The 15,601-nt window shown below is 37.5% G+C and carries 24 protein-coding genes; 13 read left to right on the top strand and 11 right to left on the bottom strand.

Annotated elements, in window-relative coordinates; translation table 11 throughout:
- Nucleotides 1–14 precede the first annotated feature (14 nt).
- Both PLANO_RS08550 and PLANO_RS16235 read left to right on the top strand, forming a co-directional pair.
- On the top strand, nucleotides 15–953 hold the full coding sequence (locus tag PLANO_RS08550; protein ID WP_038704048.1) for a metal ABC transporter substrate-binding protein: 939 nt from the start codon (nucleotides 15–17) through the stop codon (nucleotides 951–953).
- 113 nt (nucleotides 954–1,066) lie between these two features.
- On the top strand, nucleotides 1,067–1,195 hold the full coding sequence (locus PLANO_RS16235; RefSeq protein ID WP_269429567.1) for a hypothetical protein: 129 nt from the start codon (nucleotides 1,067–1,069) through the stop codon (nucleotides 1,193–1,195).
- 33 nt (nucleotides 1,196–1,228) lie between these two features.
- Here PLANO_RS16235 and PLANO_RS08545 read toward each other — a convergent pair whose 3' ends face one another.
- Entirely contained in the window at nucleotides 1,229–1,417 is a 189-nt protein-coding gene (locus tag PLANO_RS08545; RefSeq protein WP_038704047.1) for a hypothetical protein, read from the bottom strand.
- A gap of 278 nt (nucleotides 1,418–1,695) precedes the next feature.
- Between PLANO_RS08545 and PLANO_RS08540 the strand changes: the two genes are divergently transcribed.
- From PLANO_RS08540 to PLANO_RS08520, 5 genes are all read left to right on the top strand, one after another.
- Nucleotides 1,696–1,911, top strand: a complete 216-nt coding sequence (locus PLANO_RS08540) for a hypothetical protein (protein ID WP_038704046.1) — start codon at nucleotides 1,696–1,698, stop codon at nucleotides 1,909–1,911.
- A gap of 175 nt (nucleotides 1,912–2,086) precedes the next feature.
- Complete coding sequence (locus PLANO_RS08535) at nucleotides 2,087–3,469, top strand: M1 family metallopeptidase (RefSeq protein WP_038704045.1); 1,383 nt, start codon at nucleotides 2,087–2,089, stop codon at nucleotides 3,467–3,469.
- Between the two features lie 149 nt (nucleotides 3,470–3,618).
- Nucleotides 3,619–4,089, top strand: a complete 471-nt coding sequence (locus PLANO_RS08530; protein WP_231554780.1) for a hypothetical protein — start codon at nucleotides 3,619–3,621, stop codon at nucleotides 4,087–4,089.
- A gap of 190 nt (nucleotides 4,090–4,279) precedes the next feature.
- Nucleotides 4,280–4,591: an NUDIX domain-containing protein gene (locus PLANO_RS08525; protein WP_052124304.1), complete on the top strand. Its 312-nt coding sequence runs from the start codon at nucleotides 4,280–4,282 to the stop codon at nucleotides 4,589–4,591.
- 115 nt (nucleotides 4,592–4,706) lie between these two features.
- Complete coding sequence (locus tag PLANO_RS08520) at nucleotides 4,707–5,117, top strand: HIT family protein (RefSeq protein ID WP_038704043.1); 411 nt, start codon at nucleotides 4,707–4,709, stop codon at nucleotides 5,115–5,117.
- A 75-nt stretch (nucleotides 5,118–5,192) separates the two neighbouring features.
- Here the strand turns inward: PLANO_RS08520 and PLANO_RS08515 are convergent, their stop codons facing one another.
- From PLANO_RS08515 to PLANO_RS08500, 4 genes are all read right to left on the bottom strand, one after another.
- Complete coding sequence (locus tag PLANO_RS08515; protein WP_038704042.1) at nucleotides 5,193–5,714, bottom strand: GNAT family N-acetyltransferase; 522 nt, start codon at nucleotides 5,712–5,714, stop codon at nucleotides 5,193–5,195.
- Nucleotides 5,715–5,976: 262 nt separating this feature from the next.
- The gene (locus PLANO_RS08510) at nucleotides 5,977–7,155 is read right to left on the bottom strand and encodes an MFS transporter (protein ID WP_038704041.1); all 1,179 of its coding nucleotides are present in this window, start codon (nucleotides 7,153–7,155) and stop codon (nucleotides 5,977–5,979) included.
- A 54-nt stretch (nucleotides 7,156–7,209) separates the two neighbouring features.
- Entirely contained in the window at nucleotides 7,210–7,788 is a 579-nt protein-coding gene (locus PLANO_RS08505) for a TetR/AcrR family transcriptional regulator (protein WP_038704040.1), read from the bottom strand.
- A gap of 138 nt (nucleotides 7,789–7,926) precedes the next feature.
- Complete coding sequence (locus tag PLANO_RS08500) at nucleotides 7,927–8,727, bottom strand: TIGR00266 family protein (protein ID WP_038704039.1); 801 nt, start codon at nucleotides 8,725–8,727, stop codon at nucleotides 7,927–7,929.
- A 116-nt stretch (nucleotides 8,728–8,843) separates the two neighbouring features.
- On the opposite strand from PLANO_RS08500, the gene PLANO_RS08495 reads away from it, so the two are divergent.
- Together PLANO_RS08495 and PLANO_RS08490 are read left to right on the top strand one after the other, a co-directional pair.
- On the top strand, nucleotides 8,844–9,359 hold the full coding sequence (locus PLANO_RS08495; RefSeq protein ID WP_038704038.1) for a cupin domain-containing protein: 516 nt from the start codon (nucleotides 8,844–8,846) through the stop codon (nucleotides 9,357–9,359).
- A 49-nt stretch (nucleotides 9,360–9,408) separates the two neighbouring features.
- Entirely contained in the window at nucleotides 9,409–9,657 is a 249-nt protein-coding gene (locus PLANO_RS08490) for a hypothetical protein (protein ID WP_038704037.1), read from the top strand.
- A 51-nt stretch (nucleotides 9,658–9,708) separates the two neighbouring features.
- Here the strand turns inward: PLANO_RS08490 and PLANO_RS08485 are convergent, their stop codons facing one another.
- Nucleotides 9,709–10,353 (bottom strand): SDR family oxidoreductase, encoded by a 645-nt coding sequence (locus tag PLANO_RS08485; RefSeq protein WP_038704036.1) that lies wholly within the window; start codon nucleotides 10,351–10,353, stop codon nucleotides 9,709–9,711.
- A 191-nt stretch (nucleotides 10,354–10,544) separates the two neighbouring features.
- Here PLANO_RS08485 and PLANO_RS08480 point away from each other — a divergent pair, with 191 nt between their 5' ends.
- The 3 genes from PLANO_RS08480 to PLANO_RS08470 are packed head-to-tail and all read left to right on the top strand — an operon-like array spanning nucleotide 10,545 to nucleotide 12,295.
- Nucleotides 10,545–10,751, top strand: a complete 207-nt coding sequence (locus PLANO_RS08480) for a hypothetical protein (RefSeq protein WP_038704035.1) — start codon at nucleotides 10,545–10,547, stop codon at nucleotides 10,749–10,751.
- Between the two features lie 20 nt (nucleotides 10,752–10,771).
- Nucleotides 10,772–11,782, top strand: a complete 1,011-nt coding sequence (locus tag PLANO_RS08475) for a S66 family peptidase (protein WP_038704034.1) — start codon at nucleotides 10,772–10,774, stop codon at nucleotides 11,780–11,782.
- Nucleotides 11,783–11,797: 15 nt separating this feature from the next.
- Nucleotides 11,798–12,295, top strand: coding sequence for a GNAT family N-acetyltransferase (locus PLANO_RS08470; RefSeq protein ID WP_038704033.1), 498 nt, complete (start codon nucleotides 11,798–11,800; stop codon nucleotides 12,293–12,295).
- A 42-nt stretch (nucleotides 12,296–12,337) separates the two neighbouring features.
- On the opposite strand, the gene PLANO_RS08465 is transcribed toward PLANO_RS08470, so the two are convergent.
- From PLANO_RS08465 to PLANO_RS08445, 5 genes are all read right to left on the bottom strand, one after another.
- Complete coding sequence (locus PLANO_RS08465) at nucleotides 12,338–13,348, bottom strand: PQQ-dependent sugar dehydrogenase (RefSeq protein ID WP_038704032.1); 1,011 nt, start codon at nucleotides 13,346–13,348, stop codon at nucleotides 12,338–12,340.
- A gap of 128 nt (nucleotides 13,349–13,476) precedes the next feature.
- Nucleotides 13,477–13,791, bottom strand: a complete 315-nt coding sequence (locus tag PLANO_RS08460; protein ID WP_038704031.1) for a hypothetical protein — start codon at nucleotides 13,789–13,791, stop codon at nucleotides 13,477–13,479.
- A 20-nt stretch (nucleotides 13,792–13,811) separates the two neighbouring features.
- Nucleotides 13,812–14,021, bottom strand: coding sequence for a hypothetical protein (locus tag PLANO_RS08455; protein ID WP_038704030.1), 210 nt, complete (start codon nucleotides 14,019–14,021; stop codon nucleotides 13,812–13,814).
- Nucleotides 14,022–14,136: 115 nt separating this feature from the next.
- Nucleotides 14,137–14,526 (bottom strand): ribonuclease HI family protein, encoded by a 390-nt coding sequence (locus PLANO_RS08450; protein WP_038704029.1) that lies wholly within the window; start codon nucleotides 14,524–14,526, stop codon nucleotides 14,137–14,139.
- Between the two features lie 8 nt (nucleotides 14,527–14,534).
- Nucleotides 14,535–15,218 (bottom strand): queuosine precursor transporter, encoded by a 684-nt coding sequence (locus PLANO_RS08445; protein WP_038704028.1) that lies wholly within the window; start codon nucleotides 15,216–15,218, stop codon nucleotides 14,535–14,537.
- Nucleotides 15,219–15,364: 146 nt separating this feature from the next.
- On the opposite strand from PLANO_RS08445, the gene PLANO_RS08440 reads away from it, so the two are divergent.
- Entirely contained in the window at nucleotides 15,365–15,565 is a 201-nt protein-coding gene (locus PLANO_RS08440) for a zinc-finger domain-containing protein (RefSeq protein WP_038704027.1), read from the top strand.
- The last annotated feature ends 36 nt before the right edge of the window (nucleotides 15,566–15,601 follow it).

Here is a 15,601-nt window from a genome sequence, read left to right as displayed (position 1 = left end):
AAGGGAGAGTCATTATGCTGAAAAAGAACAAAGTTCTCATTCTTGGCGTAGTTCTGTTGTTTTTATTAGCAGGGTGTTCAAGTGATGAAAATGGAGATAGTGAGTCAAAAAATAGTAAATTACAAGTAGTCACAACATATTCGATTCTTTACGATATTGTAAAAAATGTCGGAGGAGATCAAATTGACATTCATAGTTTAGCGCCGATTGGTTCAAATCCACATGAATATGAAACGTTACCTTTAGATGTGCAAAAAGCTACAGATGCTGATGTGGTTTTCTACAATGGCTTAAATTTAGAAGCAGGTAACTCATGGTTTGAGAAGTTAATGGACACAGCTGGAAAATCAGGAGATTCAGCACCTGTCTATATGATGAGTGAAGGTGTAGAACCGATGTATTTAACCACTGAAGGAAAAGAAGGCGAAGAAGATCCTCATGCTTGGTTAGATGTTCAGAATGGCATTAAATATGCCGAGAATGCACGAGATGCACTCATCAAAGTAGATCCAGACAATAAAAAAGCATACGAAGAAAATGCACAAGCATATATTAGTGAGTTAGAAACACTTCATCAAGAAGCTGTCGACCAATACAGCAAAATTCCAAAAGAAAAACGGATTTTTGTAACGAGTGAAGGGGCCTTTAAATACTTTAGTAAAGCTTATGATTTTCAAGCCGAGTATATTTGGGAGATCAACCAAGAAAACCAAGGAACACCATCACAAATTACGAAAGTGCTTGATTTGATAAAAGAACAACAAATTCAAGGCTTGTTTTTAGAAACAAGTGTTGACCCGCGTAGCATGGAAATGGTTGCGAGAGAAACAGGTATGGACATTAAAGGGAAAGTATTTACGGATTCAATTGGGAAACCAGGAGAAGATGGCGATACGTATATTAAAATGATGGAATGGAATATTGATACCATCTATAAAGGATTAACGGAGTAATAGGGAGAAGTCGACAAAAGTCGGCTTCTTTTTTATTCAAAGAATAATTTTTAATACATGGGCTAAACTTCTAATCGGCGCTTAAATAACAGGGCAGTGGAGGTTAAAAAGAGATGAGAATTGTTAAATTAGAACGAGGAAATAGTGAGTTAGAGACTCATGTAAGTATTCAACTTGTCATAGAAAAAGGGAGATTAGGATTTAAACAAAAATATATGTTATGTGCTAAAGAAAAGGGCTAATCCATAAAGGATTAGCCCTTTTCAATACAGTAATCATTTTTTTTGTTCTTTTTTCGAAACCTCATCCATTAAAGCGGCAAGTAATTGTGCTTCTTGCTTTTCTTTTAATCTTAAATGAGCTTTCGTGTAACTAGGATTAATCGAACCGCTTCCTAGCCCCTCGTTAATCATTTGATCTATGGCATTAAACCGATCCAAAGCTGTTTGATGTTGTTCATTCATTTTTTGCCCCTCCTTTACATTAATAAATGTTTTAAAAGAATAAGCTTTCCGTTTATTTATTATAACATATTTTTGTAATATTCTGATAATGTTAATATGATTTGTTGAACTTTTATAAGATATTTATTTAGTTGGATAAGAACCAAATCGTTATTAATTCTTCAATTTATGAGTCTGTCCGTGTTATACTAAAGAACTTAGGGTAGATATGATTTTGCTCTTTAGTGAACGGATGCCAAAAAGCCTCCGCTTACCGTTAGTATATGGAGGTGTAACAAATGAACAAACGATGGAATATTAAAGAAATAAAAGCATTTGTCGAAAAAAATTCAGACAGTAAACTATTATCGACTGAATATCACGGATTTTCTCAAAAATTGCTATTTAAATGCGCATGTGGGAATAACTTCGAAAAAACGTTCACAAAATTCAACACTAAAAACCAACGTAAATGTGACGTATGCCAACCACCAAAACCGCCACGTGGGGAATAATGAACACAAAAACACTGATTTCTTATTAGAAATCAGTGTTTTTTATTTACCGTGAAAAAGAAAGTTGGATAATATTTTGGAAGATCATTTAAATGTGTATACCAAGTAAAAGAATAAATGGTAAAGTTTGATTAATGGCATGATTGATTTGTAAGTTGAAAATAGGAGATGGACTATGAAGCTAAAAATAGGGGGATTAGTAGTAGCTATAAGCATACTAATTATTGGAGTTGTTGCTACAATTTTGTTGAGTGACAAAGATGAACATTTTGTGATGGAAAAGTACGTTGAAACAACAAATGCAGTTTATGACTTATCAATCAAAATGGACACAGAAAATGACTTTCAGGTACTTGCTGCGATCGATGTTAAAAACGATTCATCAGACACATGGTCAGATATCGGCTTTTATTTAGTTCCCAATGCAATGAATGCTGAAGAAACACAATCTTATGAAGATGATGAAGCGAAAATCGAGATTTCTTCCGTGTTAGTTGATGGAAAAGAAGCTGCTCATACCTTGGAAAATAATCGTTTATTAGTGGGATTAGAAACTCAGCTAGACACTGGGGCTGTGGCAACTGTAACAGTCGATTATTCAATGACTTTGCCACAAGACGGTATGCGTTTATCTAAAGTAGATGATAATTTTTACTTGGCTCACTGGTACCCTATGCTCGGACAATATCGTGATGGCTGGGACATTAAAGACTATGATGCTCGAGGGGAATCCTATAATACAGATTATGGGGACTTTACCGTAAGTTATGATTTACCTAAAGACTATTTAGTTGCAAGTTCTGGGGTAGATGGTCCAATAGAAGGCACATCAAGTGGCACAGTAAAAGGAGAAAACATCAAAGATTTCTACATGGCTTTCATGAATCCTGATGAGTGGGAATCCGAAATAGTCATAGCTAATGATGCGTCTTTGCGTGTATTTATGCCCGCTTCACAAAATATGTTAGAAGAAACTTCTTCACTTGCAGTTGACGCTTATGTCTATTTTGAGGAAAAAATAGGCGATAATCCTTTTGATGAACTCGATATTATTGGAAATGATGGCTATATGGAATACCCAAACATTATTGAAGTGGCAGCAGACGAGCAATCTCAGGAATCAGTCTTGGTGCATGAAATTGCCCATCAATGGTTTTATTATCTAGTAACCAACGACCCATATTATGAATCTTGGTTAGACGAAGGGTTGACAGAATTTAGCAGTTCGTTGTTTTTAAGTGATCGCTACGACGATGAGGAATACGGGTTCTGGGGTGCTTCCTCAGCAGAACAATATTACCGTCCTGAAAAGTATGTGAATTTGCCGCTTTCGAAGTTTAGTGATGAAACGTATTACTCAACAATTTACGGCAAAGTTTCAATGGTACTAAAACAATATTTTGACGAAAATGGCGGTAGAGAAGAAGCTCTTATGTTTTTGTCGGCTTACTACGAAGAGTTTCAATTTAAACAAGTAAATACAGAAGAATTTAAAATTTTTTTTGAAGAGTATTTTGAAGGGGATCAACGTAAATTTTTGGATAGTTGGTTGAAGTAATATAATGATTAGAAAATAGAGGCTGTGTTTGCAGCTTCTTTTTTACGCATTTTTTTGCGATAAAGTTTAAAGGATTTTTTTGGAAAATGAAGAATAGTACTAAATGACTTTAACTTTTAACTCGATAGGAGCGATCTAGCTTGAATAAAGTGTTGATGGCATTATATGGATTGTCAATTTTTTTAACAATCGCTGTTTTTTACGTGATGAATTACTTAACTGCTCCGCTCCTTAATAATGATTACCGAGGTGGAAATGGCAATCCAGCATTGTTTTTCCCTGTAGTTCTTATGCCATTTATATTTTATTTTTTATATGGAACAGTAGAGTTATCAATGCGATTAGCAGAGGAATGGCTTAGTCGAAAAAAGACAATTATCGGAATCGTATTGAGCTTGGTTTATATAATAGGGGGAAGTATATGGGCAGTTCGTGCAGCAGATAACTATCGAACTTATATTGTGGATACGAAAGATGCATACAGCAATCCAGCAGAATTTGCGTTGCTAAACGTATTTTCCAATCATCTATTTTTCAATCCAATGACGTTCTTTTTAGTTGTGGGAGTTTGTTTTGTAATGGGAGCGGGATGGAGTTTGTGGCGAAGGACGAGATTGTAGAGTTTGGGAAATAGACGATTTTTGTTTAGGAGTTTCGGGTTTTGCAAACAAACTCGAGATTTCTGCAAACAACGTGAGGTTTAGCGCAAACAACGAAAGCGAATCTGCAAAAAAATTCCCGCAATGCGCAAACAAAGTCTTTTATTACGCAAACAAACTTGGTAACTAGATATTCTAAAGGAGTTTTTAGATGCCTAAGGCTAGAGAATACTGGGCTGGCGCGGTCGGGGTTGTTGTATCGAACAATAAAATTTTGATGGTCAAAGAAAAAGTATCAAAAAGGTGGAGTGTACCGTTTGGGAAAATTGAAGAGGGAGAATCTGCACAACAAGCGTGTATAAGAGAGGTACGAGAAGAAACAGGAATTATTGTTTCAGTCGAAAAAGCCCCACATACTAAGAAAGCAGTTATTGGAGATTACGATGTTGAGATTTATTATTTTCGCTGCGAGATGTGCGCTGGAGAAATAGCATATGCTGATCCAGATAGAGAAATTGAATAAAATGCTTGGCAAAACTATGATGAGCTTTTAAAAAATGAACACGACTATCCAGAGGATTTGGAATTGCTTTTGTCTTTCATTACAGCCCCAAATTCTATAAGAGAGGTGAACAAACATGTCTTATGAAGAAAATTGTCCATTTTGTAATCTAACCAAAGATCACAATCAGAAAATTATCGTTGAAAATAAAACCTGTTATTTTCTGCAACACGATAAGCAACAAGATGTACTTGAAGGCAGTGGCGTGATTGTACCGAAAGTGCATCGCACAACAACTTTTGATCTAACAAAAGAAGAGTGGATGGATACATATGAATTACTGCACCAAGCTAAAGATTACTTAGAACAAAGTTATTCACCAGACGGCTATACGCTTGGCTGGAACGTAGGAGAAGCTTCCAACCAATCAATTTTGCATAGCCATTTCCATGTGATTCCTCGTTATAATGATGAACCGTTAGCAGGAAAAGGACTCCGTCATTGGTTGAAGAAACCAGAAAATAAAAGAGTAAAAAAAGAAGAATGATAATGGCTTTTGCAAACAAACCAAATATTTTTAAACCCATCTTTCAAATGAAAGATGGGTTTTTATTATGAAATTTTAAAGCTTTTTCAAAACTGCATCAATATTACTCCATTCGTAAATCAATTCATTCACTACCGTATCGCCAAATTGGAGTTGCACCTTCTCAATCAATTGTGCTCCGTAGTACTCGTAGAAAAACCGTGTTTGATTGTCTTCAAGTACTTCGACAAAGACTTTTTGATAATCTAATTTCTTAAAATGAAAAAATAATTTTTTCATCAGCAGTTTGCCAATGCCTTGTCCGTGATATTCATCGAGCAAGTAAATAGAAGTTAAATCTCCAGAGTTGGCCACCGTATTGGTCGCTCTTTTTGAAGCAGTACCGAAACCGGTGATGTAGCCATCGTCCGTTTCTGAAACAACGATGTAATTGGTTTTATCGGCAATATTATTTTCCCAGAGCGTCGTCCGTTTTTCATAAGATATACAGGCAAGAAATTCACTAGGCAAAATTTCTTTATACGCAGCTCGCCAACTATCAACGTGAACTCTCGCAATCCCTGGTGCATCCTGTTCAGTCGCATTTCTGATCTTCATAACTTCACTCCTGTCCAAAGAAAAGAATAGCACAAATAATGGAAAATAGGCGGAATTGCAAAAAAACTAAGTTTTACTGCAAACAAATGATCGCTTACCGCAAACAAATAAAGTCAATCCGCAAACAAACGCGCTTATTCCGCAAACAAACTACAAGATCTCGCAAACAACCGAAAATCTATAATCCCAAAAGCCCCTAAACACAAAAAAACCCAAGAAAGAAACCAAAAACGCGTTTCCTACTAGGGTTTATTAAGGCAAATCAAATCAATTTGGGTTCTGAAAACGCAGGACGTTTCCACAAATACGTTAACGCTATTCCGGCTGCTAATACGGCAGTCGCGAAGTAGAAAGGATAGTTCAAATCAATATCGAACAAAATTCCGCCGACAATCGGACCGAAGATATTTCCGAGACTTGTGAACATCGAGTTCATACCGCCAGCAAAGCCTTGTTCGTTTCCAGCAATTCGTGATAAATACGTTGTAACGGCTGGGCGCATTAAATCGAATCCGACAAACACCAGCATCGTCACAAGCAGAATTGACCAATAACTCGAAACAAACGTCATAATAAAAACAAGACTAGTAGATACGAGCAAACTATAGCGGATCAAGCGAATTTCGCCGAACCAACGAGTCAGCTTATCAAACAAGCCTACTTGAAAAATTACGCCAACAATGGCGCCAAGTGAAATAATAACGGCAATGTCTTTTGCAGTAAAGCCGAATTTATGGTCGACAAATAGCGCAAATAATGACTCGAAAGCAGCTAGTCCGAACGAAGAAATAAAAATTACCATAAAAGCGATAGAATACATAGGAGAGAAAACTCGCTTAAATCCAGCTTTTGGAATAGGCTGAAATTTTTCTTCTACTTCATAACTGCGGTCGGGCTCTGTCAATGTAATAAGCGATAAAATAGTTGCGGACAATCCAAATCCAGCCGCAAAGAAAAACGGGAGACGTGTACTGATGTCTGCTAAAAATCCACCGATCCCGGGGCCGATGATAAAGCCGGTCGAAATCGCTGCGGACATATACCCTAATGCTTTTGGACGTGTACTGCTCGTGGTAATGTCAGCGATGTAAGCAGTTACTGCTGGCATGATAAAGGCAGCACTAATCCCCCCAAGAATTCGCGAAGCAAACAGCACTTCAACGGATTGACCAATACCAAATAAAAATTCGGAAATACTGAAAATGAGCAAACCAATAATAATCATTGGTTTGCGTCCAATATTGTCAACCCAACGCCCAGCAATAGGGGACACAATAAGTTGAGCTAATGCGAAAGCTGACACCATATAACCGACAACAGTTCCTGAAATGTTTAATTCATTCATAATGGTTGGGGTAACTGGAATGACAAGTCCGATTCCTAGAAATGCGATAAATAAATTGAGCAATAATGTGGAAAGTACGAGTTTATTTGATTTCATGTAGCGATCTCCTTATATTCATCGTGCCTTGTAAATCGTTTTAATAATTATTTATCACTTAGTCAAGCCGCGCCAAAAAATTGGCCAAACAGCCTGTAGACGTTCTTTATATCTTTCAACACTGGTATAAACAAGTTCAGTCATTGTTCCTTCGGTCATTGTCAAATAGGCTAAAGCCATATTAGAGAAATCTTCTGAGTACAAAACTTTTTCATGGCGATGGCGTTCTCGCAACAAACGTGTTAAATGCAAATGCATGCTATCGAAAAAGGGATTAAACAGCTGTCCAACTTCTTTTTCAAGTTTAAGTGGCGGAAAATAAGCAACCCGTAAAATAAACTTCATGCGTTCGTTATCTTGGCTTTCTTTAGCGAACCAATCAAAATAGCCAAAAAGAAGAGATTCTAATGAATCATTTCTCATGGAGTTAAAGTAGCTGGCTATTTGAGCTTTTTGAGTATCGAGAGAATAGTAGAGTGCTGAAAGAAATAAATCATCTTTTCCTTTGTAGTGAGCGTATATCGATGGCTTTTTAATTCCGACTTCTTCAGCAATTTTGCTGAGTGAGGCACCTTCGTAACCTTCTTTTGCAAAATGACTTACAGCAGTTTTTAAAATAAGATCAGCTTTCATATAATTCACCTTCCTAACGGTCGTTAGGCAATAATCTCATGGACAATGAAGAATGTCAACAAAACAGAAAAAGACGTCTCATCATAAACTTGTAAGGAAATGATGAGACGTCTTCAATTACTTTGTTAAGTTAAATGACTATCTACCACCGAGTAGATCGAATAATCCACCCGCCGCACTACCTTCGCCTTTTGAACGTCCAGCAGGGTTTTGCGGAGCTGCCGCAAATACTCGACTTGCTAAACGACTAAATGGCATCGATTGAATCCACACGCTACCAGGACCTCGTAAAGTCGCAAAGAATAAGCCCTCACCCCCAAATAAAGCGGTTTTAATACCAGGTACAGCTTCAATGTTATAATTCACATCACCCGTCATGGCGACTAAACAACCTGTATCTACACGTAAAACTTCTCCTTTTTGTAGATTTTTGCGGTAAATTGTGCCGCCTGCGTGAACAAAGGCTAAACCATCGCCTTCTAATTTTTGCATGATAAATCCTTCGCCTCCAAAAAAGCCAGCGCCGATTTTTCGTTGAAATTCAATGCCGATTGAAACACCTTTAGCTGCAGCTAAAAAAGCATCTTTTTGACAAATGATTTTTCCATTTAAAGTACTTAAATCCATTGGAATAATTTTGCCAGGATAAGGAGCAGCAAAAGAAACATGTCGTTTACCTGTTCCATTGTTTGTGAATGTGGTCATAAATAAACTTTCGCCGGTAATAATTCGCTTGCCCGCACCCATTAATTTACCCATCAATCCACTACCACCAGAACTTTGAGAGCCGTCACCAAAAATCGTTTCCATGTCGATGCCATCTTCCATCATCATCAATGCGCCAGCTTCTGCAATGACCGTTTCCGAAGGATCTAGTTCTACTTCGACAAACTGCATATCGTCACCGTGCAATTTGTAGTCTATTTCATGGTTATTCATTTTTACTCCTCCTTTTTTTTAGAATAGAATTATGTTATATAATGAATACGTCTAGATTGATGGAAAGTTTCATAATTTTTTGAATGAAAACAAATAGAGAATAGGAGCTGGCATCGATGAATGCAGAAGAGTGGATTACACGTTTAGATATGACTGCGCATCCCGAAGGAGGCTACTACAAGCAATCCTTTGCATCACCTGAAAAAATTACCACATCAGACCATCCCGAAGAACGGAATTTATACACCAGCATTTATTTCCTATTGCAGTCCCATGACATTTCACATTTTCATCGGTTAAAATCAGATGAACTCTGGTATTTTCATGCCGGGGAAGCTGTTACTGTGCATATCCTCGATGCAAACGGCAATTACCGTGCGGAAAAGCTAGGCTTGGACATCGCTTCTGGTGAACGTCCGCAAGTTCTAGTAGAAAAAGGCAGCATATTTGGATCGACAGTAGAAGTAAAAAATGCATTCTCATTAATGGGTTGTATGGTTTCACCAGGCTTTGATTTTGCTGACTTTGAATTGTTGGTGCAGTCTGATTTATTGGAACGGTTCCCGGAACACGAGAAAATTATAAAAAAAATGGCTTACAAAAAAATCCCGGGTACTCTATCGGACAAATAAGATAAATGCTAAACTTACAAGAGACAAAGCAAAAGGGTGAGGGAGAAAAATGGGAAGTATTTTATTGATATTAATCATTGCTGTAGCAATTTTCGTAGGTATTGCTTCTAAAAAGTTTTACAATAGACCATATATTGTGAATTTTGCCATTGCAGTAATGATGGCGTTACTCGTTATTCAAACATTTATGATGACGCCAATCGGTATGCTTGGCTATGCAGCAATCATTATTTGTTCGATTGCATTTATATTTCAACTGATTATGGGATTCAGAAATTTAAAAACGATTGCAGAATAATTATTAAAAGGCTTCTGATCTCAAATCAGAAGCCTTTTTGTATGACTAAAATTATAATTGGTCGAGTGCTGTTGCAATTTCTTTATCACCAGCAACAACTGCAAAAGTTTTATTGAAAACATGTTCGTTCTCAAGTGAGTTTAATAAGACGCGAGCTACATCTTCACGTGAAATCTCACCAGAATCTAAATCTTCTACTGCCAAAATTTTACCAGTACCAGAATCGTTCGTTAGGATACCTGGCCGGATAATGGTATACACCAATCCACTCGCACGTAAAATATTATCAGCATGATGCTTAGCAACATAGTAATGAGCCATATCTTCTTTCCACATTTCTCGTTTGTCTGCATTAATGGCACTGATCATGAGAAAGCGTTCAGTTCCTGTACGCTCAGCAGCTTCTATAGTTTTTGCCGCTCCATCTAAATCAATAAGCAAAGTTTTGTCTGCACCAGTTTTGCCACCACTGCCCGCTGCGAAAACGACCGCATCGCAACCTTCCATCGCTTCTGTAATTTCCTCGACACTGCCTTCGAGGCTAGTTAATACTGTTTCTACACCCAAACTATTAAAAAAACTAACTTGTTCTTCTTTGCGGATCATCGCTTTTGGTGTGTGTTTATCACTATGCGCTAGCATTTTTACAAAATGTCTACCGATTTGTCCATTAGCCCCAACTACTAAAACTTTCATCCACAAATCCCCCTTTTTTTATCGTTTCATCTCTATCATATACGCTCTAAAGACTATTTCAAGTAGGTCGATTGAATGTTAGTATTGAAAAATTACAATTAGTCTAAAAGGGGACTATATTCTCAAGTTAACTTTAGTATAATGGTAAATATATTAAAAATTCTATTGCTAATGATTCAAGGAGGAAGACAATGAACCCGATGTCTGAAACAAAAACTACGTACATGAAAAAAACAAAGCACAGAAGAGAGACGCCACCAGATTTTTCGCAGTTTAAAGGAGAAAGACTTGATAAAGAACCAAGTCAGTTTTTCGAAATGGTGAAACATGTATTATGGTTCTGTGCAGGTGCAGGTATTTTGCTAGCGATGATTTTTTCGTTATTTTATTTTGTTTAAAACAAAAGGGGGACTATTGAATGATTCGATATCCTGAAACCATAATAAAGACCATTGGCGTAACCGCTCCGTCATCAGGAGTTGGTAAGGAACAACATGAGCTATTAAAACAGGCGATTAGAAGGCAAGAGCAAAATGGATTCACGTTTGTAACAGGTGATACTGCTTGGACTCAAAGTATGGCAAAATCTGCGCCTGCTAAAAAGCGTGCGGATGAATTGATGGATATGATGACGGATTCTGCTATCGACATGATCCTTCCGCCGTGGGGTGGGGAGTTGCTAATTGAAATACTGGAGTATCTAGATTTCTCAAAGATGCAGCCAAAATGGATTCTAGGCTATTCAGATCTTAGTGTCTTGTTGCTAGCGTTTACGTTAAAAACGGGGATTGCGACAGCACACGGTACCAACTTGATCGACTTACGCGGTGAAAAATGTGATGACACTACAGGTCGGTGGCTATCTATTTTGAAAACCGGAGCAGAAGGTACTGTTGTACAAAGTTCATCTGCGTTGTATCAAAGAGAATGGAATCATTCGGTTCCTTCTCCAGTAGTCTTTCATTTGAATGAACCGACAATCTGGAAAACTGTTTCAAAAGCTGAAGAGAATTTTTCTGGCCGCTTATTAGGCGGTTGTATAGATGTCATTCGCCATTTAATCGGAACTCCTTACGGTGATGTTCAAAATTTTAGAAAGGAATACATTACTGGTGAACCGGTTGTTTGGTTTTTAGAGAATTGTGAGTTGCCTGTTGCGGATTTAAAACGATCGCTAACGCAAATGAAATATGCGGGTTGGTTCGATCATTGTAACGGTATAATTTTTGGGCGAAGTCCTGCAAACGAACCAGTTCAAGACTACACAGTAGAAAAAATGTACGAGGATTTAGCAGAAGAGCTCGATTTGCCGATTGCTTACGATATTGACTTGGGACATGTACCGCCACAAATTACGTTTGTTAACGGAGCTTATGCAGAAGTTCGAATAGCAAATGGAAAAGGGACAGTCACCCAGCAATTTATATAAAAAAGGATGTTGCTTATGAAATTTCGCCAGTTGTCGGTAGAGGATGCGCAAATGTATTACACTTTGCGCATTGAGGCATTAGAAAACAATCCGGATGCATTTGCGACAATACTAGAAGATGCGCTTAAAAACCCAATTGAAAAAACTGCCCAAAACCTGGCAATGAAAAATGCCTTCACGTTTGGTGCTTTTTCAGAAGATAAATTAATTGGAAATGTAACGTTAGTTCGCAATTTCGCACCAAAGTTACACCACCGAGGATCAGTCTATGCGGTATATGTAACACCTAGTGAAAGAGGTAAAGGGTTGTCTAGACGCTTGATGCAACAACTTCTGGAATTTGCTAAAACCTTGCAAGGGCTAGAACGTTTAGATTTAGCAGTAGCATGTGAAAACACGGCTGCTATCGCATTATATGAACAGCTTGGTTTTAAAAAGTATGGAACAGATTCAAAAGCGATGAAAACGCCAGAAAAATACATCGATGAACACCTGATGGTGAAATTCTTATAGCAAATAAAAAAGGTGTATTGGAAAAATCCAATACACCTTTGCTTATTCATTCAATTTATAAAGTTTATCATCGTCATCTGCTGGCGTACCGCGTCCATCAGTATTATTGGTGATAAAATAAAGAGCTTTTCCGTCTGATAAAACGTCTCGGACACGACCGAAGCCTTCGATCGAGTTTATAACTTTTGCATTTTCTGGGTCGACTACTTTTATGGCAGTCCCACGAAGTGCCGCAACGTACAGGAGACCTTGATGCATCGCAATGCCACTTGGTGCCCAAGTATCGTCAGAACCGGTGGTGAAAAATGGAGCTTCTAATCCACCTTTTGTGGTCTCGCCTTCGATGGTTGGCCATCCGTAATTATTGCCCTCTTCAATAATGTTGATTTCGTCATTTGCCGATTGACCGTGTTCAGATGCGTACATGATGTCTTCGTCCCAAGTAATACCTTGCGGATTTCGGTGTCCTGATGAATATATTTCAAATTCATTAAAAGAATTGAGCTTTAAGATTTTACCGTTTACTGAACCTAAATCTTGTGCAAGTTCTAGAGTAGAAGCATCACCAATCGCCGCAAAAAGGGTACCGTTTTCATCTATCACTAAACGTCCTCCGTGATGAACATTGCCAGTTGGAATTCCTTCGAGTAAAACTTGAATTTCTTGCCATTTTCCATTTTCTAATACAAGTGTAATAATTTTATTGAAATCTTTTCCGTTACGTTCGTAAACGTAATAGCCATAAGCTTCTTGGCTGTTCTCAAAATCTTGTTTTAACACGAATCCTAAAAACCCAGCTTCTGAAGCACTAGAAAGTTTATCTGAAAAATTGACTTCTTGGCGGGTCATCTTGCCATCTTTATCAATATAAGCAATGTTACCAGTTCGTTCTGAAATATAAAATTCATCACCTATTTTATTGATTGCCCAGGGCGTCTCTAGTCCTGTGGCGATTTCTTCGAAAGGTGCCGTCGCTTTGTCTGGATCAGCAGCTGAATTAGTGCAACCGGCTAAAAGTACTATTGAAAATAGAGCCATTAAAATCTTTTTCACGAAAAAACCTCCTTTACATTATTTTAATAGAACCGTGCGCCGATAGTAAATAATACAATAAGTTGGATAAAAAATTCTACACATAAAAAGACCTTAACCGACTCGAGTGGGCTAAGGTCTTTAATAAATTAAACTGGCTTTTTTTTCGTTTGCATAATTTCAACGATGACAAATCCAAGCGTAACGCCTAGTAACACATTGATTACTAATGGATTTAAGTACTGATCGCGGAAAATAGTAGCGACTGTCAATATGTAAAAAGCAGCTTGTGTGAGTTTTGCAATAAATGGAATCGCATCTTTTGGATAGCGAGTACGTGCTAGCTGGAAAATAAGAAAAGCTATCAATAAAACCAAATAATGTGGCCACGAAAAGGCTGGAATTACATTATTGATTACTGCAAAAACCACGAGTGGAATAAAATAAAACAACAGCGATTTCACGTTTAAAGCCTCTTTTCCATTTATTTTTTCATGTGGTCTTGTTGTTTACGACCAAATAATAAGTACAAATTGTAAACCGAAAAAATAACCGCAATCGTGACAATCACAACCGAAATCATAGGATAAACGGAAACTCCATTTTGCATCATTTCATTGATTCGTGTATAAACGATCCACGGTCCAATAACCAAAATGAAAATATCAAGTGCGGTACCAAGTTTTGTTCTCATGAGCTGCCTCCAATAATAGATGATAGCTTAATCTTATCAGACTTTAGCTCTAACGTATGCATAGAAAGGACAACAGCCGTCCATAAAAATTAAGGACGGCTGTAAATTGATGAAGTTATTTATGTGCTCGAAGTTCAGTTCTAGCAAGGGCATCTGCCGCGCGATTTTGAGAATCAGGGATCCATTTTATAAAGCAATACTCAAATTGATCTCCAATCTCTAGCGCACGTTCAAGTAAAGGTTTGAATTTCGGGTTTTTAATAAATCGTCTTTCGAACGCATCAACCGTCACTTGTGAATCAGATTTAATCGAAATCATTTGAGGAGACAGATCTTTTACAAGCTCCAATCCTTTAACAAGTGCTGTGAATTCTGCCGTATGATTGTCCATTTCACCCACATATTCGCTCCAGTGAATGACATGACCTTCACCACGGATAAAAACGCCGACTGCACTAACTTGTGGTGTACCTGCACTTGCTGCATCTACAAACACTTCTAGCATCTAATCACCTACTTTTCGTCAATGGGTTTAATCATTTTAGCTAAGTAGCCAAATGGCGTATCTAGGATTGAGACAATAAATTTCAATAAATACGTCGAGAAGAATATTTGAATCCACACGTCAAATGGAAATACACCCCAAAACGCAATCGAAGTAAAAATTAACGTGTCCAGTAATTGACTAAGTAATGTGGAACCGTTATTACGTATCCAAAATTGGCTATCCTTCGGAAAAATTTTGCGAAGTGCACCGAAAATGAGAACATCTAAATGTTGACTGGCAAGATATGCAATCATACTACCGATGGCAATTTGCGGAATAAGACCGAAAATCGTTTCTAATGAGCTTTGTGCAAAATCACTGTCAGCGGGTATAAATTTAATACCGAATTGCATGACTAGCACCATGATAAGGAGTGACGAGAATCCAAGCCAAACCGCTTTTTTCGCTTCTTTTTTGCCGTATTTTTCATTTAAAATATCGGTTGCTAAAAATGTTGAGGCATACAGACTGTTGCCGAGAGTAGCAGTAAGACCAATAATTTCAATGGTTTTTGTAACTTGAATGTTGGCAAGAACAGTAGAAATCGCGACCCATGCAAACAAGCCTGTTTTCCCAAAAAACTTATACATAATTAATAATAGAACAAAATTGAACAAGGCAAAGCCAAGTCCCCAAAATTCATTAAACAAAAAATTTCCTCCTTAGTTTTGGTAAAGCGGGAATTTGCGAACCGCTTGGTACCTTAAAAATGTCCTCAGTTAGTATAACTATTGTTGGTATAAAAAACAAATGCGTAGTAGAATGAAAAAATGAAGTTTCGTTAAGAGGTGACAGAGTGAAGAAAATTTCTATTATAAAAGAAATTGATGAAATGCTAACGACTTATTGTGACGGTTGTTTTGTGAAAAACCAGCTTCGTAAAGATGATGGAAAAACAGCTGCTCACCGGTTTTGCATAAGTAACTGTACAGTTGGTGCGCAATTGCAGTTTTTAGGTAATGAACTTAACAAAGTTGGAACCGGTACACAACAATAAATGTTTTCTATGGATATACAAAAAGCAGGAACGGAA

Source organism: Planococcus sp. PAMC 21323 (assembly GCF_000785555.1).
Lineage (GTDB): Bacteria > Bacillota > Bacilli > Bacillales_A > Planococcaceae > Planococcus.
This window is presented reverse-complemented; position numbering and strand designations above follow the sequence as displayed.